Origin of the sequence: Tenebrionibacter intestinalis (genome assembly GCF_016632365.1) — a bacterium.
GTDB classification, from domain to species: Bacteria; Pseudomonadota; Gammaproteobacteria; order Enterobacterales; family Enterobacteriaceae; genus Tenebrionibacter; species Tenebrionibacter intestinalis.
On the sequence record NZ_JAEPBH010000002.1, the window covers coordinates 127,114 to 151,354 of the forward strand.

A 24,241-nucleotide genomic window follows, 5' to 3' on the forward strand; every position below is an offset into this window, starting at 1 on the left:
CTCAGTTTATTCATCAACCTGCGTCAGTGCAGCGCAAAGCTGCTGCGCGGCGAGGATAATACGCGGCCCGGCGCGTTCGAACCAGTCTGCATTGAGGGCGATAACGTCAACCGGCAGCGCACGGCCCCAGAATTGCTTTACAGCGGCGGCCTTACGCGCGTCACCGGTAATAACAATTGCCTGTGGACGGCGAGTAAGTACCTGCTCACGGCTGACCTGCGGCCACGGAGCGACGCTGTCGTCAAAGATATTTTTGCCGCCGCAGGCGTTAAGCACCTCGTTTTGTATTGAGCGCCCGCCGCTGGTAAACAGCGGCCTGTCGCCAAACTGAATAAACACGCTTTTACGTGCGGCCCGGGCATGTTGCGCCTGAATATCGTGCCATTGCGCGCGCAGCCCGGCGGCGGCGCGGCGCGCCGTTTGCGGCGTCGGGCTCCAGACGGCGAGTTGCTCAAGCGCCTTTGCAATATCCTCCACGCTTTGCGGATCTACCCAGAGAACCCTGACGCCCAGTTTAGCCAGTTGGTTGACGGGACGTTCGGCGTTGCCGCCGCGCCAGGCAAGCACCAGGTCCGGCTTTAGCGCAATAATACGCTCCACGTTAATTCCTTGCCAACTGGCGACCTGTTCGAGCCGTTTAGCCGCTTCGGGATAGTCGGACCAGGCGCTGACCGCCACCGGCGCGATGCCGGCGGCAAAGGCGATTTCAGTATTGGCGGGTGAAAGTGTGATAACCCGCGGCGCGGCGTACAGCCACGCCGGGAGTAGCAGTAGCTGCGCGTACAGAATGCGCCGTAGCATACTAACCATGCGCCAGTTTCTGTAACAGCGTTTCCACAATCAGGCTGGATTGCTTCGCGGCGGTCGCCAGGAATTCCTCAAAGCTCAGGTGAGACTGCTGGTCGGCTACGTCGGAAATGGCGCGCACTACCACAAACGGCGTGCTGAAGTTATAACAGACGTGGCCGATAGCGGTCGCCTCCATTTCTACCGCAATGGCCTGCGGAAAATGGGCGCGAATTTTCGCCAGATTCTCTGCGCCGTTAATAAAAGCATCTCCGCTGATGACCAGACCGCGCACCGCATGTAGATTGTGCTGCTCAATGCTCTGCTGCGCGGCCGCCGTCAGCGCTTCGTCGGCAACGAATGCCGCCGGGCAGCCCGCCATCTGGCCGTATTCGTAGCCAAAGGCGGTGACGTCGGCATCGTGATAGCGTACCTCGCTGGACACAACGATATCGCCCACCTTCAGGGACGGCGCCAGACCGCCCGCTGAGCCGGTATTGATAATGACGTCCGGCTTGCAGCGCTCCAGTAGCAGCGTGGCGCCCATTGCCGCAGACACTTTGCCGATGCCCGATTTCAACAGCGCAACGTCCATACCGTTTAGCGTGCCGGTGTAAATTTCGCAGCCTGCCAGCTTCAGCGTTTGACGGTTGTCGATTTTATCGCGCAGCAGCGTGACTTCTTCTTCCATTGCACCAATGATGCCTGCTTTCATGTGGGGGGTACTCGCTAATAGTGGGATTTGCGGGCATAGTCTACCATGTCAAACGACGAGGAAAATAAACCGGAGGGATCATGAGTGATATCGACTTTCGCAGGAAAATAAACTGGCATCGCCGTTTCCGCTCCCCGGAAGGCGAAAAAAGCGAGCATGAAATCCTGCGTATTTTTGAAAGCGATCGCGGTCGCATTATTAACTCACCCGCCATTCGTCGCCTGCAGCAAAAAACGCAGGTATTTCCTCTGGAACGTAACGCGGCGGTACGCACGCGCCTGACGCATTCTCTGGAAGTACAGCAGGTAGGCCGCTACATTGCCCGTGAGGTATTAAGCCGCCTTAAAGAGCAAAATTTGCTGGCGCGCTACGGGCTTGAAACACTGACCGGGCCGTTTGAAAGTATCGTTGAAATGGCCTGCCTGATGCATGATATCGGCAACCCGCCGTTCGGCCATTTTGGCGAGGCGGCTATTAACGACTGGTTTCGCCAGCGCCTGCGCCCGGATGCGGCCTGCGGCGATGCGCAGGAAGATTTTCACTGCGCTATTGCGACGCTGCGGTTGAAAGAGGGCGATGATGCGCTTAATACGCTGCGCTGCAAAGTGCGCCAGGATCTGTGCCACTTTGAGGGGAACGCTCAGGGTATTCGCCTGGTGCATACTCTGCTGCGGCTGAATCTGACCTGGGCGCAGGTGGGCTGCATTTTGAAATACACGCGCCCGGCCTGGGATGCGCAAACGCCGCCGGCATCCTGCCGCTATTTAATGAAAAAACCGGGGTTTTATTTTTCTGAAGAACATTACATCGCGCGTCTGCGCAGCGAACTGGAGCTTGGCGACTACTGCCGTTTTCCGCTCACCTGGATAATGGAAGCGGCAGACGATATTTCTTATTGCGTAGCCGATCTTGAAGATGCGGTAGAAAAAAATATATTTACTGTAGAGCGGCTTTATCATCATCTTTGCGCACGCTGGGGGCAACATTGCCAGGGCGATCTGTTTTCTCAGGTCGTGCTTGACGCCTGGGAAAAATCGCGCGCAAATAATATGCGACGCAGCGCGGAGGATCAGTTTTTTATGTATTTGCGCGTCAATACGCTCAATAAGCTGGTGCCGTATGCCGCACAGCGCTTTATTGATAATATTAAACCTGTTTTTGATGGCTCTTTTAATCAGGCGCTGCTTGAAGATGACAGCCCGGCCAGTCGATTGCTGGATCTTTATAAACAGGTGGCGATGCAGCATGTATTTAACCATCCGGACGTTGAACAACTCGAATTGCAGGGTTATCGGGTAATTAGCGGTCTGCTGGATATTTACAGCCCGCTGCTGATGCTGCCGCTGGCGGATTTTCAGCAGATGGTCAGCGAGGGCGGCGTGCGTCATTTACCCATTGAGACAAGGCTGTATCATAAATTATCGTCCAGCCACTGCCTGGCATATAAAGAAGCCGTAGATAAGCTTTCTTGCAGCAACCCGCATTATGAGGTGATGGAGTTCTATTATCGCTGTCGGTTAATTCAGGATTATATTAGCGGGATGACTGACCTTTATGCCTGGGACGAGTATCGTCGGCTAATGGCGGTAGCCTGATAATTTACTTTTGTAAAGAAAACCAATATTTTTTTACTTTTTCCATGACATTATGAGGGGAACTTCACGATATAAAAGTGACTCTGATAGGTCGTCCATATCATAGCTTTTTTGCCCAACAGGTAATATTGAGACATAAAGATGAAAAAAACCACGTTAGCAATGAGTGCGCTGGCACTGAGTCTGGGTTTGGCGCTGGGTCACGTACCTGCCTTCGCCGCTGAGACCGCTTCTTCCGCAATGACGTCACAACAAATGCCAAGCCTGGCGCCGATGTTGGAAAAAGTTATGCCATCAGTGGTGAGTATTAACGTAGAAGGGAGTACTACGGTTAATACATCCCGCATGCCGCGCAATTTCCAGCAGTTCTTTGGTGATGATTCACCGTTTTGCCAGGACGGTTCGCCGTTTCAGAGCTCGCCATTCTGCCAGGGCGGGCCTGGTGGAAGCCAGAAGCAAAAATTTGCGGCGCTGGGCTCCGGCGTCATTATTGATGCTGCAAAAGGTTATGTGGTGACCAATAATCACGTGGTGGATAACGCCACCACGATTAAAGTGCAGTTGAGCGACGGGCGTAAATTCGACGCCAAGGTGGTGGGGAAAGATCCGCGTTCCGACATTGCGCTGATTGAGTTAAAAGATCCGAAAAACCTGACCGCCATTAATATTGCCGACTCCGACGCGCTGCGCGTGGGCGACTATGCGGTCGCTATCGGCAACCCTTACGGCCTGGGCGAGACGGTGACTTCGGGTATAGTTTCCGCGCTGGGCCGCAGCGGCCTTAACGTTGAGAACTATGAAAACTTTATTCAGACCGATGCGGCAATCAACCGCGGCAACTCCGGCGGCGCGCTGGTTAACCTCAACGGCGAGCTTATCGGTATCAACACCGCGATTCTGGCGCCGGACGGCGGCAATATCGGGATTGGCTTTGCTATTCCCAGTAATATGGTGAAAAGCCTGACCGGGCAGATGGTGCAGTTTGGCCAGGTGCGTCGCGGCGAGCTGGGCATTATGGGTACGGAGTTGAATTCCGATCTTGCCAAAGCGATGAAAGTTGACGCCCAGCGCGGCGCCTTCGTCAGCCAGGTGTTGCCGAATTCCTCTGCCGCAAAAGCGGGCCTGAAGGCTGGCGATGTGATTGTTTCTATGAACGGCAAGCCCATCAGCAGCTTCGCCGCGCTGCGCGCCCAGGTGGGGAGTATGCCGGTAGGCAGTAAAATTGCGCTTGGCCTGCTGCGCGGCGGCAAGGAGTTAAAAGTTGAGCTGGAGTTGCAGCAGAGCCGCCAGACTCAGGTTGACTCTTCCAGCATCTTCAACGGGATTGACGGCGCTGAAATGAGCAATCGCGCAGGCAAGGATAAAGGCGTAGTGGTAAACAGCGTGAAGGTTAATTCACAGGCGGCGCGTATCGGTTTGAAGAAAGGCGATATTATCATTGGCGCGAACCAACAGCCGGTAGAAAACATCGCAGAGCTTCGTAAAATTCTTGATAGCAAACCCTCGGTGCTGGCGCTGAATGTACAGCGTGGCGACACGACTATCTATCTGCTTATGCAGTAATTTTTTCCGGGTAATCTGGCCCCTTCTCCACTGCGGGGAGAAGGGGCTTTTCTGTAAGTCCCGTCCCGGTTACCGGAGTTTCGCCCTGCGCTGGGAGAGGGAACCCGCCCGGACATTACGGATCATCACCTGCTGACCCATACATCAGGACTGGGTTATCGTTTCCTGGCGTTTCAGTACGCCCTTATCACCGGCTAACTATCTCCGATGGCCGGGATGGAGCTGGCCTCTCGCTTAAAGAAAATCTGCCCCGTCTTGTTGCCGCGCCGCTGTATTTTGCACCGGGCGCGGGCTGGCGCTATTCGCTGGGAATTGATGTGGCAGGCGGCGTGCTGGAGAAGGTTGAAGGCCGTAGCCTGGCGGACATTGTGTGGGAAAAGTGACGGTCCCGCCGGGCCTGGAAAAGACAGTTTTTACCATGCGTGGTTTGTCGCGACTGGCACAGCCGTATGCGAACGGCTACTCTGAACCGGCGCTGATGGCGGACGGTTTAGACGTCGTTCAGCAGAGGGGAGATGGGCTTGTCGCGGTTTTTGCGCCTTCGCTATCCTCAACGCGGGCGCTTACCCGTCCGGCGGCGCTTATGGACACCGTTGGTTTGCTGACGTTGCCTGCGGGCTGCCGGTTGTCGCGCTGACCAACACCGCTTTTGGAGGTAGGTCTGGCGCTTTTCCCGATGAAATCAGAAAAGCCGCATATGGATAAGTTTATCGGCCTGCACCGGCGTTTACTTTTAGAGTGCGTATGAGATGCTACCGGCCCGCAGGTTCTGCGGGCCATGACGCGTTATTCCCGCCTGTTTTGTGACTCCCGACACAACTCTATATATCGTTCTGCGGCTTTGTGCTTATGCACAATGTGCAATTGTATTATCTCTTTTAAGCTGGGGGCGTGCTCACGGGAGGAGAATATGGCGGGCTGGCATCTTGATACCAAAATGGCGCAGGATATTGTGGCGCGAACGATGCGCATCATTGATACCAATATAAACGTGATGGATGCCCGGGGACGTATTATCGGCAGCGGCGACCGTGAGCGCATTGGTGAATTGCATGAAGGCGCGCTGCTGGTGCTTTCCCAGGGGCGCGTGGTAGATATTGACGATGCAGTGGCCCGTCATCTGCATGGCGTGCGCCAGGGAATTAATCTGCCGCTGCGTCAGGAAGGGGAGATCGTCGGCGTAATCGGCCTGACCGGGAGGCCTGAGTCGTTGCGTAAATACGGCGAGCTGGTGTGTATGACTGCCGAAATGATGCTGGAGCAGTCGCGCCTGATGCGTCTGTTAGCTCAGGATAGCCGCCTGCGCGAAGAACTGGTCATGAACCTGATTCAGGCAGAGGAGAATATTCCGGCGTTGACCGAATGGGCGCAGCGCCTCGGTATCGATCTTAACCAGCCGCGCGTGGCGGCGGTGATTGAAGTGGATAGCGGCCAGCTTGGCGTTGACAGCGCAATGGCGGAGCTGCGGCAGTTACAAACGGCGCTGACCATGCCTGAGCGCAATAACCTGATAGCCATTGTCTCGCTTACCGAGATGGTGGTGCTAAAACCGGCGCTTAATGCTTTTGGCCGCTGGGACGCCGACGATCATCGCTGTCGCGTGGAGCAGCTTCTTGGAAGAATGAAAGAGAGCGGCCATCTGCGCTTTCGCGTAGCGCTGGGCAACTATTTTACCGGCCCTGGCGGCATTGCCCGCTCTTATCGTACGGCGCGCACAACCATGATTGTGGGGAAACAGCGTATGCCGGAAAGCCGCAGCTATTATTATCAGGATCTTAAGTTGCCGGTGCTGCTGGATAGTCTGCGCGGCGGCTGGCAGGCCAGTGAGCTGGCGCAGCCGCTGGCGAAGTTAAAGGCGATGGATGGCAACGGCCTGCTGCGCCGCACGCTTAGCGCCTGGTTTCGCCACAATGTGCAGCCGCTGGCGACGTCGAAGGCGTTGTTTATTCACCGCAATACGCTGGAATATCGCCTCAGGCGCATTGCCGAGCTGACGGGGCTGAATCTGAGCAATTTTGACGACCGTCTGCTGCTGTATATCGCGCTACAGCTAGACGAGCAGCATTAAGCCCTGTATCCGCGCTACTGCGGCCCGCACGGGCGAGCCGCGTTAATACGCCTTCGCCGGGCTGCGGGCAGGCGTATTATTTGCGCGTCAGCTTTTCCAGATCGGCTTCGATCTCGCTAATTTTGTGAGTGACTACGTTTTCAAGATGACGCAGGTCTTCGAGAATTTTGCGCTTGAGATCGATCGCGCCGCGTTCGCGCTGACAGATCTGATCCAGCTCATCGATTGCATAGCGCAGGTTAGGGCTTATCTCCTGCACTTCTTTAAAACCCTGGCCCACGCCGTCTGCGAGGACGGTTTTACGCTGGCGCGGGTATTTAAATTTTACGCTTTTGGCAAAAAACTCCCCCTTATCCTTACGAAAGTAGATTTTCAGAATATCGTTATTGGCTTCCTGACGCAGGCTGTAACGATCGATTTCTTGCGGATTAGTGATACCGAGGCTTTTCAAATTATCATACATGACAGTTTTCCCATTAAGCGAAACAAACGGAATCTTAAGATAGTTAACGTTAAAAACCCTTTTTGCCAGCGTCTGAAGCAAAAAAGCGCTAAGGCGGAGTTAAACAGTAAAAATAGTGTGGTTATTTTTAGCCGTATCGCGTGCCGGACGTTGTCAGTGCGGTTATGGCATGTAAAATACCGTACGCCCCGCTTTGGGGGCGGGTTGCCTTTCCCGGCCGGGCAGGCGTGCTTATCCCTCAGTTTATTTAAATAACCGGGTATTACTCATGTGGTATTTTCTCGCGCTTGCGCTGCTGCTGTTGGCGTTCCGTAAACGATTTTCTCTTTTGGCGCTGGCTGTCGCCGTGGGAATGGGGGTCTACTCAGGCATTCTGGACGTAAGAGCGCTGGCGTGGATGGCTATTTCCGTCGCATTGATTGCCCTCCATTTTCGCCTCAGGCAGCATGCGCGGCTGCGCGTTATTACCGAAGCGTTGCTGGTGCTGGATGCGCTTGCGTTAACGCTGCACTTTGCGCCTGGCTTCCATAACCTGAAGATGCTTGATGCGGTTGTGGTTAGCCCCGCCAGCGTGCCGTTTACGCTCTATTACAACGCTGATAAGGCGCTGGTTCCCTTTGTGCTTGCAGGCTGCATAAATACGCTTTTTATCGCGCCGGTAGCGTGGCGCGCGCCGCGCCGGGCATGGTTTGTTCTGGCGGCGTCGGTTCCGGCTCTGCTTTGTATCGCCGTGGCGCTGGGCGGACTAAAGTTTGAATTGCATCTTCCTGGCTGGTGGCCGCAGTTTGCGCTGGCGAATCTCTTTTTTGTTTCTTTGGCTGAAGAGGCCCTGTTTCGCGGCTATCTCCAGCAGCGCCTGACGCAGGTGATACACCCGCTGGCCGCGCTGGCGGCGTCCGCGCTGCTGTTTGGTCTGATGCATTATTCAGGCGGCCCGTTGCTGATGGTTTTTGCCGCGCTGGCGGGCGTAATTTACGGATTGGCCTGGATGTGGAGCGGCAGGCTGTGGGTAGCGACGCTGTTCCATTTCGGGTTAAACGTTTGCCAGTTGTTGTTTTTTACCTATCCGGCGCTGCGGGCCTGGTAGCCCGGGCAGGAATTGGGTATGGATGCGTACGCAAGGTTTTACGCGCGAGAGCGAGAAAAACAGGGCGGAAAGGCCCTGTCTTCAGTCTATTGACAAAGAAGGAAAAAACGGGTTTTTTCCTTCTTTTTAGTAAGCACGAGAAAATCAATGCGTTGATTTTGCTTATTTTTTATTGTATTTCATCCATTCTGTCTGCGTCAGGATGGGGTTTGTCAGCCGTCTCAGGACAGCGCGCAAAGCGCCCTGTCCTGCGGGCGGAGAAGCCTTAGTCAATGGCGCGCAGCAGCTCGTTAATGCCAACCTTACCGCGTGTTTTGGCATCGACTTTCTTTACGATTACCGCGCAGTACAGGCTATAAGCGCCGTCTTTAGAAGGCAGGTTGCCGGAAACGACTACGGAGCCTGCCGGAACGCGGCCATAAAACACTTCGCCGGTTTCGCGATCGTAAATTTTGGTGCTCTGGCCGATGTAAACGCCCATAGAGATAACAGAACCTTCTTCAACAATAACGCCTTCAACAATTTCAGAGCGCGCGCCGATAAAGCAGTTATCTTCGATGATGGTCGGGTTAGCCTGTAGCGGCTCCAGCACGCCGCCAATGCCTACGCCGCCGGAAAGGTGAACGTTTTTACCAATTTGCGCACAGGAGCCGACGGTCGCCCAGGTGTCCACCATCGTGCCTTCGTCCACGTATGCGCCGATATTGACATAAGAGGGCATCAGCACGGCGTTGCGGGCGATAAAAGCGCCCTGACGCACTGCCGCAGGCGGCACAACGCGGAACCCTTCTTTCTGAAAGCGCGCTTCGTCATAGTCGGCAAATTTCATCGGCACTTTATCAAAATAGCGGCTTTCCGCGCCTTCCATAACCTTGTTGTCGTTAATGCGAAAGGAGAGCAGAACGGCCTTTTTTAACCACTGGTGAGTGACCCACTGGCCGTCAACCTTCTGCGCAACGCGCAGCGCGCCGCTGTCGAGCAGGCTGATAACCTGATTTACCGCATCACGGGTAGCGGCGTCTGCGTTGGCCGGGGTAATATCGGCGCGGCGTTCAAAGGCGGACTCAATAACATTCTGTAACTGCTGCATTGGCGAACTTTCCTGATAATTTTACGTATGTTAATGGATTGGATTAGCCTTTATCGTTTGGATTAAGGGCCGATGTCAACTGTTGTTGTACTTCACGCTGCAGCGCCGCGCTCAGCCCTTGGCCCTCTGCGGTGGCGAGAATAAATAAGTCTTCCACCCGTTCGCCGATAGTGGTGATACGCGCCCCGTGCAGCGAGATGCCAAGATCGGCGAAGATCTGCCCGATACGCGCCAGCAGGCCGGGGCTATCCAGCGCGATAAGCTCAATAAAGGTGCGCCGATCGGTATGGGTAGGCAGGATGTTGACTTCCGTGTTCACCGTAAAGTGGCGCAGGCGGTTAGGCTGACGCTTAGGCTGCGGCGGTTGCCAGACGTTGCGCGTAATCGCCTGTTCCAGGCCCTGGCGAATAGCCTCATGGCGATCGGCGGATAGCGGGCTGCCGTCCGGTTCGAGCACAATAAAAGTATCCATTGCCATGCCGTCGCGGGTGGTAAAGATCTGGGCGTCGTGGACGCTCAGATTACGGCAGTCCAGCTCGGCGCAGACGGCGGCGAACAGATAGGGCCGGTCAGGACTCCAGATGAAAATCTCCGTACCGCCGCGCGTCGCCTGCGAGCTAAGTAAAATCATCGGCTGGCTGAGATCGTGTTGCAACAGGTGACGGGCGTGCCAGGCCAGTTGATTTGGCGTATGGCGCACAAAGTAGTTAGCCCGGCAACGCGCCCAGATATGGTGTAGCGCGACCTCATTGATATTTTCCATGCGCAGCAGCGTTAGCGCTTGCTTCTGGTGGTGGCGCACGCGTTCGCGCATATCCGGCGTGCTTTGCACGCCGCGGCGTAGCTGTTTTTCAGTGGCGAAGTAGAGTTCGCGCAGCAGGCTCTGTTTCCAGCTATTCCACAGCGTTTCATTCGTGGCGCAAATATCAGCGACGGTCAGGCAGATAAGGTAGCGCAGGCGATTTTCGCTCTGCACTTCGGCGGCAAACTGTTTGATCACCTCCGGGTCCTGTATATCCCGGCGCTGGGCGGTGACCGACATCAGCAGATGTTGGCGCACCAGCCAGGCGACTAGCTGGGTTTCCCGGGCGTTCAGGCCGTGCAGCTCGGCGAATTTCAGAACATCTTCGGCGCCGAGCACTGAATGGTCGCCGCCGCGGCCTTTGGCTATATCGTGGAACAGCGCCGCGATAAAAATCAATTCCGGGTGGCTCAGGCGCGGCCACAGATCGACGCACAGCGGGTGTTTCTGGCGCGTTTCTTCGTCTGCAAAACTCTCCAGTTTCAGCAGTACGCGTACCGTATGCTCATCCACGGTATAGGCATGGAACAAGTCAAACTGCATCTGACCGACAATGAGCGACCACTGCGGCATATAGGCCCACAAGATACCGTGGCGGTGCATGGGGAGCAGCCCGCGTCGCACCATGCCGGGGTGGCGCAGCATTGACAGGAAAATTTCACGGGCCTGAGGGATATAGCACAGCGGCTGTGTCAGGTTGCGTCGCGCGTGGCATAGCTGGCGAAGCGTGGTGGAATAAATGCCGCTGATATCACTGTTGCGTACCATAGTATGAAACATGCGCAGTATGGCCTGTGGTTCACGCATAAACAGTGTTTCGTCGCGCAGGTCAATCAGGCTGCCGCGTAGCTGGAAATCGTTGTCAATCGGGCGCGGCTTTTCATCGGCGGTGAGGGCGAGTATTGCTTCATCAAACAACTGTAACAGCATTTGATTTAGCTCGCTGACGCGGCGGGTGACGCGATAAAACGCTTTCATCATTTGCTCGACGGGCTGGCTGCCTTCGCCCTGATAATGCAGGCGCTGGGCTACGCTTAACTGACGGTCGAACAGCAGGCGGTTGTCATAGCGATTAAGCGCCAGATGCAGAGCAAAACGGATGCGCCACAGCCGTTGCCGGCACTCGTTAAGCTCGTTGCGCTCGGCCTCGGTCAGAAAGCCGAAGTCGACCATTTCGTCAAGCGACGTGGCGCCGAAGTGGCGGCGCGCTACCCATTGCAGGGTGTGAATGTCGCGTAGACCGCCGGGACTGCTTTTGATGTCCGGCTCAAGGTTGTAGCTGGTGGCGTGATAGCGCTGGTGGCGCGCTTGCTGCTCTTCAATTTTTGCGGCGAAGAATTTTTCCGACGGCCAGAAGCCATCGCTGAAAATGTGTTTTTGCAACGCCAGAAACAGCGCCACGTCGCCGATGATAAGGCGGGATTCAATCAGATTGGTCGCGATAGTAAGGTCGCCAAGCCCTTCAAGCAGACACTCTTCGAGCGTGCGCACGCTGTGGCCTACGTCAAGGCGCAGATCCCATAAAAGCGTAATCAGTTCGCCGATTTTCTGCGCCTGTTCCTCCGGCAGCGGGCAGCGGCTTAATACCAACACATCAATATCGGATAACGGATGCAGTTCGCCGCGCCCGTAGCCGCCTACAGCCACCAGCGCCAGATCCGCCTTTTCGCCGAAACCGTAGCTAAGCCACAGGCGTTGAAGGAGCTGATCGATAAATTCAGTGCGCGCAGCGATCAGTTTCTCAGCCGGGATCCCCCCATCAAAGGCCTCGCCCAGCCAGCGTTGAAAAACCGCCAGACGTTCGCGGATGGTCTCAATATGCAGCGCTTCGTCGCGCCAGGCGTTGGGATAATCGGGCTGGCCGGGAAGGGAAGGGGTGAGCGTGTTTGGGTGCTGTTCAGGTAATGTTTGACTCATGACTCGCCCGTAAAGTAAGAAAAAAGCCGACTGGCACAGGCACGGATTGATGCCGGAGAGGACAAAACCACGGTTTTTGTCCTCTCATGGCTATCAGCCGAAAATCAAAGAATTGATTTTCCAGTTTGATTTTACTGTCATTTCTGGCCCAGGCCGTCCGGCCCGGCGTGCATCGACAGTTTCAGTCGGCTCTGTATTACTCGTTATGCGAAATCACGTTCGGGATAGTGTCATCTTTGCGCAACGTGAGAATTTCGCAGCCGTTATCGGTCACCACAATAGTATGCTCATACTGGGCAGACAAGCTCCGGTCTTTGGTTTTTACCGTCCAGCCGTCTTTCATGGTGCGAATCTCTTTTTTGCCTGCGTTCACCATCGGCTCAATGGTGAACGTCATGCCCTGTTTCAGGACTACATCGGTTTCGGGAGAATCGTAATGCAGCACCTGAGGCTCTTCGTGGAAGCCGCGGCCGATACCGTGGCCGCAGTATTCGCGCACCACCGAGAAATCTTTCGCTTCAACGTATTTCTGAATCGCCGCGCCGATTTCACGCAGGTTAACGCCGGGTTTGACCATCTTCAGCGCCAGGTACAGGCTTTCCTGAGTGACGCGGCACAGGCGCTCGCCCAGGATGGTCGGCTTGCCTACAATAAACATTTTAGACGTGTCGCCGTGAAAGCCATCTTTAATCACGGTCACGTCAATATTCACAATATCGCCGTCTTTGAGGTATTTATCGTCGTCTGGAATACCGTGGCACACCACTTCATTAATAGAAATACACACAGACTTAGGAAAGCCGTGATAGTTCAGGCAGGCGGAGACGGCGTGCTGATGGTTGACTATCCAGTCATTGCACAGGCGGTCCAGCTCGCCGGTGGTGACGCCGGGCGTCACGTGAGGTTCTATCATTTCCAGCACTTCAGCGGCAAGGCGGCCCGCCACGCGCATTTTTTCGATATCTTCCGGGGTCTTAATTGATATAGCCATGAATTACGTCCGCAGGCGTCGGTTTTCGACAATAATTACGTATGTTATCAGGGCTGCCGTAGTGATCCAAATCGGTTATTCACGCAGCGTTTACTGATAATAACCGCTGGAGTCCCGGGGCCGGTTATGGTATAAAGCGCGCCGGACTTATGTGCGCATTTTCGCGTGCGTAAGCGGAAAACTCACTTTGTGTATAACACACACGTATCGGCACATATTCCGGGGTGCCCCCAGGGGTCGGTAATATGGGATACGTGGAGGCATAACCCCAACTTTTAACAGAGGTTTTAAACATGGCAACTGTTTCCATGCGCGACATGCTCAAGGCTGGTGTTCACTTCGGCCACCAGACCCGTTACTGGAACCCGAAAATGAAGCCGTTCATTTTCGGCGCGCGTAACAAAGTTCACATCATCAACCTTGAGAAGACCGTACCGATGTTCAACGAAGCCCTGGCTGAGCTGAACAAAATTGCTTCCCGTAAAGGCAAGATTCTGTTTGTCGGTACTAAGCGCGCTGCAAGCGAAGCGGTGAAAGAGGCGGCTGTGAGCTGCGATCAGTTCTTCGTGAACCATCGCTGGCTGGGCGGCATGCTGACCAACTGGAAAACCGTTCGTCAGTCCATTAAACGTCTTAAAGACCTGGAAACGCAGTCTCAGGACGGCACCTTCGACAAGCTGACCAAGAAAGAAGCGCTGATGCGCACCCGCGAGCTGGACAAGCTGGAAAACAGCCTGGGCGGCATCAAGGATATGGGCGGCCTGCCGGACGCGCTGTTTGTTATTGATGCAGACCACGAACACATCGCTATCAAAGAAGCAAACAACCTGGGGATTCCGGTATTTGCTATCGTTGATACTAACTCCGATCCGGACGGCGTTGATTTCGTTATCCCGGGCAACGACGACGCCATTCGCGCCGTTAGCCTGTACCTGGGCGCAGTAGCCGCTACCGTTCGCGAAGGCCGTTCTCAGGATCTGGCTGTTCAGGCGGAAGAAAGCTTCGTAGAAGCTGAATAATAAGGCCTGTTTGCTTACCCCAGGAGCGTGAGAAGGGCAGAATGGCGGCAAACTCGAGACGTTCCGGGCGCTTTCAACAGCGCTCCGGGCTGCGCGAGCAAAGATAACGCGTCTGTCAGCCAAAGCGCGGGGGAAAAGCCCCTTATTAACCAGGTATGACATAGTTTGGTTAGGGGGCCTGTTTCAGGCCCCCTTTTTCTTTTAATCCGCCTGGCCGCCGCGGCTGGGTGGGTCATATCTCCAGAGAGTCGACCTCCTGAGAGATAATTGAGGAATTCATAATGGCTGAGATTACCGCTTCTCTGGTAAAAGAACTGCGTGAGCGTACTGGCGCAGGCATGATGGATTGTAAAAAAGCCCTGACTGAAGCTAACGGCGACATCGAGCTGGCAATCGAAAACATGCGTAAATCCGGCGCGATTAAAGCGGCGAAAAAAGCAGGCAACGTCGCCGCTGACGGTGTGATCCTGACTAAAATCCAGGGCGGCTACGGCGTGATTCTGGAAGTTAACTGCCAGACCGACTTCGTTGCGAAAGACGGCGGCTTCCAGGCTTTTGCCAACAAGGTGCTGGATGCGGCTGTTGCTGGCAAAACCACGGATGTTGAAGCGCTGAAAACGCAGTTTGAAGAAGAGCGCGTTGCGCTGGTGGCGAAAATCGGCGAGAACATCAATATCCGCCGTGTTGCAATTCTGGAAGGCGACGTGCTGGGCAACTACCTGCACGGCGCGCGCATCGGCGTTCTGGTTGCCGCAACCGGCGCAGATGAAGAGCTGGTTAAGCAACTGGCCATGCACGTTGCGGCAAGCAAGCCGGAATTCGTTAAGCCGGAAGACGTCTCTGCTGATGTTGTTGAAAAAGAGTACCAGGTGCAGTTGGATATCGCCATGCAGTCTGGTAAGCCGAAAGAAATCGCAGAGAAAATGGTTGAAGGCCGCATGAAGAAATTCACCGGCGAAGTTTCTCTGACCGGCCAGCCGTTTGTTATGGATCCGAGCAAAACCGTGGGCCAACTGCTTAAAGAGCATAATGCTGACGTGACCGGTTTCATCCGTTTTGAAGTGGGTGAAGGCATCGAGAAAGTTGAGACTGACTTTGCAGCAGAAGTTGCTGCTATGTCTAAGCAGTCTTAATCGTTGTAAGTAGCCGCCTGCGGGCGGCTCTTTTTGATCTTCATAATTTGGGCCGCAGATGCGCAGGCTGCCCCTGCTTACCCCAGCCACTTACTTAGATGAGTGCCCGGGGATTCGCAGGCTTGCCGCCTTCCCGTACCCAAACTATTTTGGATAAAGCCGTTGTTCAGCAGGCGTTAAGGCGTAGGTAAGATCGTTTGCGGGCCTGTTAGCCGCCGGGATTTTCAGACTGACGGCCTCGCCTGATTTTGGACAAGCGGCGTTTTTACGGGATGCGCCGGCGATCTTGCGGATCTTAAAATAACGCGTTCCCGATGCCCGAAGGTTTTAGGGGTATAATTTGCTCTGTTTTGCAGAGCAATTGTGTAGTAAGGCCGCGCGACGGCTATCCTCAGGCGCTGGGCCTGACAGAATAATCAGCCGGATCTGATTCAGATTCGGCAGCTATGCGACAGACTCTGTCGCCAGAACTCACCGTCCCATTTGTTGACTGTCCCAGGAAAGAAACATGGCTACCAATGCAAAACCCGTTTACAAACGCATACTGCTCAAACTGAGTGGCGAAGCGCTGCAGGGAGCAGAAGGCTTCGGTATTGACGCGAGCATACTGGATCGTATGGCTCAGGAAATTAAAGAACTGGTTGAGCTGGGTATTCAGGTGGGCGTGGTCATCGGCGGCGGTAATCTGTTCCGTGGCGCCGGGTTGGCGCAGGCTGGTATGAATCGTGTTGTAGGCGACCATATGGGCATGTTGGCAACCGTAATGAACGGCCTGGCGATGCGCGATGCGCTTCATCGCGCGTATGTGAACGCTCGCCTCATGTCTGCGATTCCGCTGAACGGGGTATGCGATAATTACAGTTGGGCTGAAGCCATTAGCCTGCTACGCAACAACCGTGTGGTGATCCTTTCCGCCGGTACAGGTAATCCGTTCTTTACAACCGATTCCGCCGCTTGTCTGCGCGGTATTGAGATTGAAGCAGACGTTGTACTGAAAGCGACCAAGGTCGACGGCGTTTTCTCTGCCGATCCGGTGAAAGACCCAACTGCGACGCTCTACGAACAACTGAGCTATCAGGAAGTGCTGGAAAGGGAGCTGAAGGTGATGGATCTGGCGGCCTTTACGCTGGCCCGCGATCATAATCTGCCGATTCGCGTGTTCAACATGAACAAGCCAGGCGCGCTGCGCCGTGTGGTCATGGGTGAAAAAGAAGGCACTTTGATCACGGATTAATTTTCGTTTGCCGTAAATCAGGGTAAGATCCAGACCCTGAAGCGATGCCCCTCTCCAGGCAGCCGAACGGGCTATACTTATCCCGTCTGTGTTGGGCGATGAACGCGGCGGCTTATAACCGCGGCGACCGCGTCAGGCAGATATTGCGCCTTACCGGGATTTGCGCGCGGCGCCTGCGTGCGCGACTCGCCCGGGGCCGCCTGACAACCAGTTTTCAAGGATTCATAACGTGATTAACGACATCAGAAAAGACGCCGGTGTACGCATGGAAAAATGCGTTGAAGCGTTTAAAAACCAAATCAGCAAAATCCGAACCGGTCGGGCTTCCCCTGGCCTGCTGGACGGTATCATGGTGGAATATTACGGCACGCCGACGCCGCTGCGCCAGTTGGCCAGCGTGACCGTGGAAGATGCCCGCACGCTAAAAATCAACGTTTTTGACCGCAGCATGGGTCCGGCCATTGAGAAGGCGATTATGGCCTCCGATCTGGGTCTCAACCCCAGCTCGGCCGGTACGGATATTCGCGTTCCGCTGCCGCCGTTGACTGAAGAGCGCCGTAAGGATTTGATCAAAGTGGTGCGCGCTGAAGCCGAACAGGCGCGCGTTTCCGTGCGCAACGTTCGCCGTGATGCTAACGATAAAGTAAAAGCGCTGCTCAAAGACAAAGAAATCAGTGAAGATGAAGATCGCCGTTCTCAGGACGACGTGCAGAAACTGACTGATGCGGCCATCAAAAAGGTGGACGCGGCGCTGGCGGAAAAAGAAACTGAACTGATGCAGTTCTGATTTCCGCTGAGTGGAAAACGCCGTACAGAAGAACCGTTGATACGGTTTTTGCTGGCGGCGTTTTTGCATTAGTTGCGCGGTATGCCGCGCGTGAATATCTCTTTTTCGGGCTAATAAATGCCAATGAAACAGTTGACCATCCTCGGCTCGACCGGCTCTATCGGTTGTAGCACGCTCGATGTGGTTCGCCATAATCCCGAACGATTCACAGTGGCGGCGTTGGTTGCGGGCAAAAATGTCGCTTGTATGCTGGAACAGTGCCTTGAGTTTCGGCCTCGCTATGCGGTAATGGACGATGAAGCCAGCGCCCGTCAGCTTCGTGAAGGCCTGGGCGTAGCAGGCAGCCGGACGCAGGTGCTGGCAGGTCAGCAGGCGGCCTGCGAGATGGCGCAGCTTGACGAGGTAAGCCAGGTGATGGCGGCGATTGTGGGGGCCGCAGGCCTGTTGCCGACGCTTGCGGCAATCCGCGCAGGCAAGCAGGTGCTGCTGGCGAACAAAGAGTCGCTGGTAACCTGCGGGCGGTTATTTATGGACGCTGTGAAGCGCAGCGGCGCGCGTTTGCTGCCGGTAGACAGCGAACATAACGCCATTTTTCAGAGTTTACCTGAAACAATCCAGAATCATCTGGGATATGCCTCTCTGGAGGAAAACGGTATTACCTCCGTCATTCTTACCGGCTCTGGCGGCCCGTTTCGCAATACGCCCGTGTCTGAGCTGGCGGCAATGACGCCCGCTCAGGCATGCAATCATCCGAACTGGTCGATGGGGAGGAAAATTTCCGTTGACTCCGCCACCATGATGAATAAAGGTCTTGAATATATTGAAGCCCGCTGGTTGTTTAATGCTTCGGCGCAACAAATGGAAGTGCTTATTCACCCACAGTCGGTCATTCATTCGATGGTGCGTTACCGTGACGGCAGCGTATTGGCGCAGCTCGGCGAACCGGATATGCGCACGCCGATTGCACATGCTATGGGCTATCCGGCACGGGTAAATGCGGGAGCGAAAGCGCTCGATTTTTGCCAGATGGGTTCGCTGAGCTTTATGGCGCCGGATTTTGAGCGCTATCCCTGTCTGAAGCTGGCGATGACCGCTTTCGATCGGGGACAGGCGGCCACGACGGCGCTAAACGCGGCGAATGAAATCGCCGTAGGCGCATTTCTGGCCGGGCGGATTCGCTTTACGGATATTGCCGCGCTCAATGCCGCCGTGCTTGATGAAACAGACGCCAGGCAACCGCAAAGCGTGGAAGATGTCCTCGCCGTTGACCGCGCCGCGCGCGCTGCGGCGGCTGGCTGGTTAAATTGTTACGCAAAGTGTTAAATTTAGCGCCTGCGTAAACCACGCTATTTGTTAGCTTATGGCTTCGGTGATATAGTCTGCGCCACCTGACAGAAGTATCAGCGATGCTTGTCTGTTGGTGACGCCGTGGATTAACACGGCTTTTTTACGTGAAGGTTTCTGTATTCCTGAACCGCTTAATCCTTATCAGGGAATGTAAACGTGTTATGTTGTCTGCTAATCAACCACTGAGCGAAAATGTACCTGCACACGGTGCACGCCATGTCGCCATTATTATGGACGGCAACGGCCGCTGGGCAAAAAGACAGGGCAAGATGCGAGTCTTTGGCCACAAAGCGGGCGCTAAATCCGTGCGCCGCGCAGTGGTTTTTGCGGCGAATAATGGCATTGACGCGTTGACGCTGTATGCTTTCAGTAGTGAAAACTGGAACCGCCCTGCGCAGGAAGTTAGCGCGCTGATGGAGCTGTTTACCTGGGCGCTTGACAGCGAAGTAAAAAATCTGCACCGCAACAACGTGCGTTTGCGCGTGATTGGCGACACCAGCCGTTTTAATACGCGTTTACAGGAGCGCATCCTGAAGGCCGAGGCGCTGACCAGCCAGAATACGGGGTTGACGCTGAACATCGCCGCCAACTACGGCGGTCGGTGGGATATTCTCCAGGGCGTCAGGCACCTTGCATCCCTGGTTCAGGAAGGCCTGCTGCGTCCGGACCAGATAGATGAAGAAGCGCTGAATAAGCAGATCTGCATGAGCGAGCTGGCCCCTGTGGATTTAGTTATAAGGACAGGGGGAGAGCATCGTATCAGCAACTTTTTGCTGTGGCAGATAGCTTACGCTGAACTCTATTTTACAGATGTTCTCTGGCCCGATTTTGATGAACAAGATTTTGAAGGTGCGCTACATGCCTTTGCAAACCGCGAAAGACGTTTTGGTGGTACGATGCCCGGCGGCAGCAATGCCTGATGGGGGTAGCTTTTGCTAAAGTATCGCCTGATTTCCGCGCTGATTTTAATTCCCGCTGTGATTGCCGCGCTACTGTGGCTGCCCCCAGTGGGGTTTGCCATTACGACGCTTATAGTCTGCATGCTCGCCGCCTGGGAATGGGGGCAGCTTAGTGGTTTTGCCAGCCGCTCTCAGCGTATCTGGCTGGCCGCGCTCTGCGGTTTGCTACTGGCCGTTATGCTATTTACGCTTCCTGAATACCATCAAAGCGCAAATGTGCATATCATTGATGGCGTTCTTTGGGCGTCGCTGGCGTGGTGGGTCGCCGCGCTTTTACTGGTGCTATCCTATCCCCGCTCCGCCGCCGCCTGGCGAAAATCACGCGTGCTTCGCCTTATTTTTGGATTATTGACTATCGTGCCGTTTTTTTGGGGCATGGTGGTGCTGCGCAACTGGCATTACGACACAAACCATTATACCGGCGCCATCTGGCTGCTCTATGTGATGGTGCTGGTGTGGGGGGCGGATTCCGGCGCTTATGTGTTTGGCAAAATGTTTGGCAAGCATAAGCTGGCGCCGAAAGTTTCGCCGGGCAAAACCTGGCAAGGTTTTCTGGGCGGGCTGCTGACATCGGCGGCGATAGCCTGGATTTTTGGTTTTTCGGCGCACCTCAATACGTCGCCTTCTGTATTGCTTATCTGTTCAATTGCCGCAGCGTTGGCGTCGGTATTGGGCGATCTTACGGAGAGTATGTTCAAACGTGAAGCGGGCATTAAAGACAGCGGGAATTTGATCCCCGGCCACGGCGGCATACTGGATCGTATTGATAGCCTGACGGCGGCAGTGCCGGTATTCGTCTGCCTGTTATTTCTGCTTTTCCGGGCGCTTTAAGGACTTTTTATGCTGAGCATTCTCTGGAATCTGGCTGCGTTTATCATTGCACTGGGAATTCTCATCACCGTGCACGAATTTGGCCATTTCTGGGTTGCCCGGCGCTGCGGCGTGCGCGTGGAGCGCTTTTGTATCGGATTTGGCAAAGTGCTGTGGAGCCGTACTGACAGGCGCGGTACGGAATTTGCGCTTGCGCTAATCCCGCTTGGCGGTTATGTGAAGATGCTTGATGAGCGCGTGGAGCCGGTTATGCCGGAACGGCGCCATCAGGCGTTTAACAATAAGCGCGTTTCTCAACGAGCCGCTATTATTGCCGCAGGGCCCGTCGCGAATTTTCTGTTTGCTGTTTTTGCCTGGTGGCTGGTGTTTATGGCCGGCGTGCCCAGCGTACGCCCGGTTATCGGTGAAATCACGCCGGGCTCCATCGCCGCGCAGGCACAAATTGCGCCGGGTATGGAACTTAACGCTATCGATGGTATCGAAACGCCTGACTGGGATGCTGTTCGTCTGGCGCTTATCGGTAAGATTGGCGATGCCTCGGTTTCTGTTACGGTTACGCCGTTTGGCAGCGATGCGCGTAGCGTGAAACGGCTGGACCTGCGGCAGTGGCGCTTTGAACCGGACCGTCAGGATCCGGTAACCTCGTTGGGCCTTGTGCCGCGCGGGCCGCGCATCGAACCTGTGTTGGCGGAAGTCCAGCCGACATCGGCGGCGCGCAAAGCAGGTTTGCAAGCCGGGGACAGGATCGTTAAAGTCGATGGTCAGCCTTTAACAAACTGGGCGACGTTCGCAAACCTGGTGCGTGAAAACCCGGGGCGTGAACTGCGACTGGATATTGAAAGACAGGGCAGCCCCTTGTCTTTAACGCTGATACCGGATACAAAACCGGGTAAAGCGAGGGCCGAAGGATTTGCAGGCGTAGTGCCTACGCTGGTTCCTCTGCCTGAAGAGTACAGAACTGTGCGCCAGTATGGGCCGTTTAATGCCGCAATCGTTGCCACGCAAAAGACCTGGCAACTGATGAAGCTGACGGTCAATATGCTGGGGAAATTAATAACCGGTGATGTTAAACTGAACAATCTCAGTGGGCCTATCTCCATCGCGCAGGGAGCAGGCGTTTCAGCGGAGTACGGGATCATTTACTTCCTGATGTTTCTGGCGCTTATCAGCGTCAACCTGGGAATAATAAACCTGTTCCCGCTCCCTGTTCTGGACGGTGGACACCTGCTATTTTTAGCGATTGAGAAGCTTAAAGGCGGGCCGGTTTCCGAGCGAGTTCAAGACTTTAGTTATCGCATTGGTTCAATATTGCTGGTGCTGTTAATGGGGCTTGCACTTTTCAATGATTTCTCTCGGTTATAGAGAGTAGGTTAGGAAGAACGCATAACAACGATGGCGATGAAAAAGTTGCTCATAGCGTCGCTGCTCTTCAGCAGCGCCACCGTTTACGGTGCAGACGGGTTCGTAGTGAGAGATATTCATTTCGAAGGCCTGCAGCGAGTCGCTGTTGGTGCGGCCCTCCTTAGTATGCCAGTACGTGTTGGCGATACGGTGACTGATGAAGATATCAGCAACACCATACGTTCGCTGTTCGCTACGGGTAACTTTGAGGACGTGCGTGTTCTGCGCGACGGCGATACGCTGCTGGTTCAGGTAAAAGAACGCCCGACGATCGCCAGCATTACCTTTACCGGCAACAAGTCGGTCAAGGACGATATGCTGAAGCAAAACCTTGAGGCGTCTGGCGTGCGTGTGGGGGAATCTCTCGATCGCACCACGCTGTCCGATATCGAAAAAGGGCTGGAAGATTTCTACTACAGCGTCGGTAAATACAGCGCCAGCGTCAAGGCGGTCGTTACGCCGCTGCCGCGTAATCGCATTGACCTGAAGCTGGTGTTCCAGGAAGGCGTATCGGCGAAAATTCAGCAGATTAACATCGTGGGCAACCACGCTTATAGCACGGAAGAATTGCTTTCCCGCTTCCAACTGCGTGACGAAGTGCCGTGGTGGAACCTGGTGGGCGATCGTAAATATCAAAAGCAGAAACTGGCAGGCGATCTGGAAACCCTGCGCAGCTTCTATCTCGATCGCGGCTATGCTCGCTTTAATATTGACTCCACCCAGGTAAGCCTGACGCCGGATAAGAAAGGGATCTACGTTACTATTAACGTCAATGAAGGCAATCAGTACCGCATTGCCGGCGTTGAAGTGAATGGCAACCTGGCAGGCCACTCAGCCGAAATCGAAAGCCTGACTAAAATTAAGCCAGGCGAGCTGTATAACGGCACCAAAGTGACCCGCATGGAAGACGACATTAAAAAGCTGCTGGGTCGTTATGGTTACGCTTATCCCCGCGTCATGACGCAGCCGGAAATCAACGATCCTGAAAAAACGGTGAAACTGCTCGTAAGCGTTGATTCCGGCAACCGTTACTACGTGCGTAAAATTCGCTTTGTTGGCAACGATGTCTCAAAAGATTCCGTTCTGCGTCGTGAAATGCGCCAGATGGAAGGGGCATGGCTTGGCAGTAATCTGGTTGACCAGGGTAAAGAGCGCCTTAACCGTACCGGCTACTTCGAAACCGTAGACGTTGATACTCAGCGTGTGCCGGGCAGCCCGGATCAGGTTGATATTGTTTATAAAGTTAAAGAGCGCAATACCGGTAGCCTGAACTTTGGCGTGGGGTACGGTACTGAAAGCGGCGTAAGCTTCCAGGCGGGCGTCCAGCAGGATAACTGGCTGGGGACGGGTTACTCCGTTGGCATCAACGGGACGAAAAACTCTTATCAGACCTATACTGAACTGGCGGTCACCAATCCGTACTTTACGGTCGATGGCGTGAGCCTCGGCGGCCGCTTGTTCTATAACGACTTTAAGGCGGATGATGCGGATCTGTCGACCTATACCAACAGGAGCTACGGGCTTGACGGGACGCTGGGCTTCCCGGTCAATGAATATAACTCCCTGCGCGTAGGTCTGGGGTACGTGCATAACGATCTGTCTGATATGCAGCCGCAGATCGCAATGTGGCGCTACCTGGATTCTCAGGGTAATAACCCGAGCAAAACCTCTACAGACAACGATTTCTCCGCAGATGACTTCACGTTCAACTACGGCTGGACGTTTAACAATCTGGATCGCGGCTTCTTCCCGACGAAGGGGAACCGCGTCAACCTGAACGGTAAAGTGACCATACCGGGATCCGACAACGAGTTTTATAAAGTTACTCTGGATACGGCAAGCTATATGCCTATTGATGAAGATCATAAGTGGGTCGTACTGGGCCGTACCCGCTGGGGCTATGGCGATGGTCTGGGCAGCAAAGAAATGCCGTTCTATGAAAACTTCTATGCGGGGGGTTCCAGCACAGTGCGCGGCTTCCAGTCCAATAACATTGGCCCGAAAGCGGCATATTACGGCCCGAACACCAATAACTGTAACACTGCATCTCTGTGTAACTCCAACGATGCTATCGGCGGAAACGCTATGGGCGTTGCCAGCCTTGAGCTGATTACGCCGACGCCATTCATTAGCGATAAATACGCCAATTCGGTGCGTACTTCTTTGTTCGTGGATGCCGGTACAGTCTGGGATACTAACTGGAAAAACACGGCGCAAACCCGTGCTGCCGGTATCCCTGACTACAGCGATCCGAGTAACATTCGCATGTCTGCCGGTATCGCTTTGCAGTGGATGTCGCCATTGGGGCCGTTGGTCTTCTCCTACGCCCAGCCGTTTAAAAAATACGATGGAGACAAAGCGGAGCAGTTCCAGTTTAACATTGGTAAAACCTGGTAATTGCTTTCAACAAGGGAATGTTAAATCAGTGTAGCGACATTTTCGGGCGGAAATTT

General features: G+C 54.7%; 20 protein-coding genes. 14 read left to right on the forward strand and 6 right to left on the reverse strand.

Features of this window, described 5'->3' with window-relative positions; all coding sequences use genetic code 11:
- Window positions 1-6 precede the first annotated feature (6 nt).
- Window positions 7-810: a vitamin B12 ABC transporter substrate-binding protein BtuF gene (gene btuF, locus JJB97_RS01500; protein ID WP_238712032.1), complete on the reverse strand. Its 804-nt coding sequence runs from the start codon at window positions 808-810 to the stop codon at window positions 7-9.
- The gene (gene mtnN / locus JJB97_RS01505; RefSeq protein WP_238712033.1) at window positions 803-1,501 is read right to left on the reverse strand and encodes a 5'-methylthioadenosine/S-adenosylhomocysteine nucleosidase; all 699 of its coding nucleotides are present in this window, start codon (window positions 1,499-1,501) and stop codon (window positions 803-805) included. The genes btuF and mtnN overlap by 8 nt, the downstream gene beginning before the upstream one ends.
- A gap of 80 nt (window positions 1,502-1,581) precedes the next feature.
- Between mtnN and dgt the strand changes: the two genes are divergently transcribed.
- The 4 genes from dgt to JJB97_RS01525 all read left to right on the forward strand — a co-directional run bounded on the left by dgt (window position 1,582) and on the right by JJB97_RS01525 (window position 6,727).
- Window positions 1,582-3,096 (forward strand): dGTPase, encoded by a 1,515-nt coding sequence (dgt, locus tag JJB97_RS01510; RefSeq protein ID WP_238712034.1) that lies wholly within the window; start codon window positions 1,582-1,584, stop codon window positions 3,094-3,096.
- Between the two features lie 141 nt (window positions 3,097-3,237).
- Window positions 3,238-4,659: a serine endoprotease DegP gene (gene degP, locus JJB97_RS01515; protein ID WP_238712035.1), complete on the forward strand. Its 1,422-nt coding sequence runs from the start codon at window positions 3,238-3,240 to the stop codon at window positions 4,657-4,659.
- A 370-nt stretch (window positions 4,660-5,029) separates the two neighbouring features.
- Window positions 5,030-5,296 (forward strand): hypothetical protein, encoded by a 267-nt coding sequence (locus JJB97_RS01520; protein ID WP_238712036.1) that lies wholly within the window; start codon window positions 5,030-5,032, stop codon window positions 5,294-5,296.
- A 273-nt stretch (window positions 5,297-5,569) separates the two neighbouring features.
- Window positions 5,570-6,727 (forward strand): CdaR family transcriptional regulator, encoded by a 1,158-nt coding sequence (locus JJB97_RS01525; RefSeq protein ID WP_238712037.1) that lies wholly within the window; start codon window positions 5,570-5,572, stop codon window positions 6,725-6,727.
- A gap of 76 nt (window positions 6,728-6,803) precedes the next feature.
- Here the strand turns inward: JJB97_RS01525 and JJB97_RS01530 are convergent, their stop codons facing one another.
- On the reverse strand, window positions 6,804-7,190 hold the full coding sequence (locus JJB97_RS01530; protein WP_238712038.1) for a DUF3461 family protein: 387 nt from the start codon (window positions 7,188-7,190) through the stop codon (window positions 6,804-6,806).
- A 268-nt stretch (window positions 7,191-7,458) separates the two neighbouring features.
- Between JJB97_RS01530 and JJB97_RS01535 the strand changes: the two genes are divergently transcribed.
- A complete protein-coding gene (locus JJB97_RS01535) occupies window positions 7,459-8,277 on the forward strand; it encodes a CPBP family intramembrane glutamic endopeptidase (RefSeq protein WP_238712039.1) in 819 nt (272 codons plus the stop codon).
- Between the two features lie 265 nt (window positions 8,278-8,542).
- On the opposite strand, the gene dapD is transcribed toward JJB97_RS01535, so the two are convergent.
- The 3 genes from dapD to map form a co-directional block, all read right to left on the reverse strand.
- Window positions 8,543-9,367: a 2,3,4,5-tetrahydropyridine-2,6-dicarboxylate N-succinyltransferase gene (gene dapD / locus JJB97_RS01540; protein WP_238712040.1), complete on the reverse strand. Its 825-nt coding sequence runs from the start codon at window positions 9,365-9,367 to the stop codon at window positions 8,543-8,545.
- Between the two features lie 43 nt (window positions 9,368-9,410).
- The gene (gene glnD, locus JJB97_RS01545; protein ID WP_238712041.1) at window positions 9,411-12,086 is read right to left on the reverse strand and encodes a bifunctional uridylyltransferase/uridylyl-removing protein GlnD; all 2,676 of its coding nucleotides are present in this window, start codon (window positions 12,084-12,086) and stop codon (window positions 9,411-9,413) included.
- Between the two features lie 196 nt (window positions 12,087-12,282).
- Window positions 12,283-13,077: a type I methionyl aminopeptidase gene (gene map / locus JJB97_RS01550; protein ID WP_238712042.1), complete on the reverse strand. Its 795-nt coding sequence runs from the start codon at window positions 13,075-13,077 to the stop codon at window positions 12,283-12,285.
- Between the two features lie 293 nt (window positions 13,078-13,370).
- On the opposite strand from map, the gene rpsB reads away from it, so the two are divergent.
- The 9 genes from rpsB (at window position 13,371) to bamA (ending at window position 24,185) form a co-directional block, all read left to right on the forward strand.
- Window positions 13,371-14,096, forward strand: coding sequence for a 30S ribosomal protein S2 (gene rpsB / locus JJB97_RS01555; RefSeq protein ID WP_238712043.1), 726 nt, complete (start codon window positions 13,371-13,373; stop codon window positions 14,094-14,096).
- A 281-nt stretch (window positions 14,097-14,377) separates the two neighbouring features.
- Window positions 14,378-15,229 (forward strand): translation elongation factor Ts, encoded by an 852-nt coding sequence (tsf, locus tag JJB97_RS01560; protein ID WP_238712044.1) that lies wholly within the window; start codon window positions 14,378-14,380, stop codon window positions 15,227-15,229.
- A 508-nt stretch (window positions 15,230-15,737) separates the two neighbouring features.
- Window positions 15,738-16,463 carry a UMP kinase gene (pyrH, locus tag JJB97_RS01565; RefSeq protein WP_238712045.1) on the forward strand — a complete coding sequence of 242 codons (726 nt, stop codon included), beginning with the start codon at window positions 15,738-15,740 and terminating at the stop codon, window positions 16,461-16,463.
- A 229-nt stretch (window positions 16,464-16,692) separates the two neighbouring features.
- Complete coding sequence (gene frr / locus JJB97_RS01570) at window positions 16,693-17,250, forward strand: ribosome recycling factor (RefSeq protein ID WP_238712046.1); 558 nt, start codon at window positions 16,693-16,695, stop codon at window positions 17,248-17,250.
- A gap of 123 nt (window positions 17,251-17,373) precedes the next feature.
- Complete coding sequence (gene ispC, locus JJB97_RS01575; protein WP_238712047.1) at window positions 17,374-18,573, forward strand: 1-deoxy-D-xylulose-5-phosphate reductoisomerase; 1,200 nt, start codon at window positions 17,374-17,376, stop codon at window positions 18,571-18,573.
- A 185-nt stretch (window positions 18,574-18,758) separates the two neighbouring features.
- On the forward strand, window positions 18,759-19,517 hold the full coding sequence (gene ispU, locus JJB97_RS01580; RefSeq protein ID WP_238712048.1) for a (2E,6E)-farnesyl-diphosphate-specific ditrans,polycis-undecaprenyl-diphosphate synthase: 759 nt from the start codon (window positions 18,759-18,761) through the stop codon (window positions 19,515-19,517).
- A 12-nt stretch (window positions 19,518-19,529) separates the two neighbouring features.
- A complete protein-coding gene (cdsA, locus tag JJB97_RS01585) occupies window positions 19,530-20,387 on the forward strand; it encodes a phosphatidate cytidylyltransferase (protein WP_238712049.1) in 858 nt (285 codons plus the stop codon).
- Between the two features lie 9 nt (window positions 20,388-20,396).
- On the forward strand, window positions 20,397-21,749 hold the full coding sequence (gene rseP, locus JJB97_RS01590) for a sigma E protease regulator RseP (RefSeq protein ID WP_238712050.1): 1,353 nt from the start codon (window positions 20,397-20,399) through the stop codon (window positions 21,747-21,749).
- 30 nt (window positions 21,750-21,779) lie between these two features.
- Window positions 21,780-24,185, forward strand: a complete 2,406-nt coding sequence (bamA, locus tag JJB97_RS01595) for an outer membrane protein assembly factor BamA (protein WP_238712051.1) — start codon at window positions 21,780-21,782, stop codon at window positions 24,183-24,185.
- Window positions 24,186-24,241 lie beyond the last annotated feature (56 nt).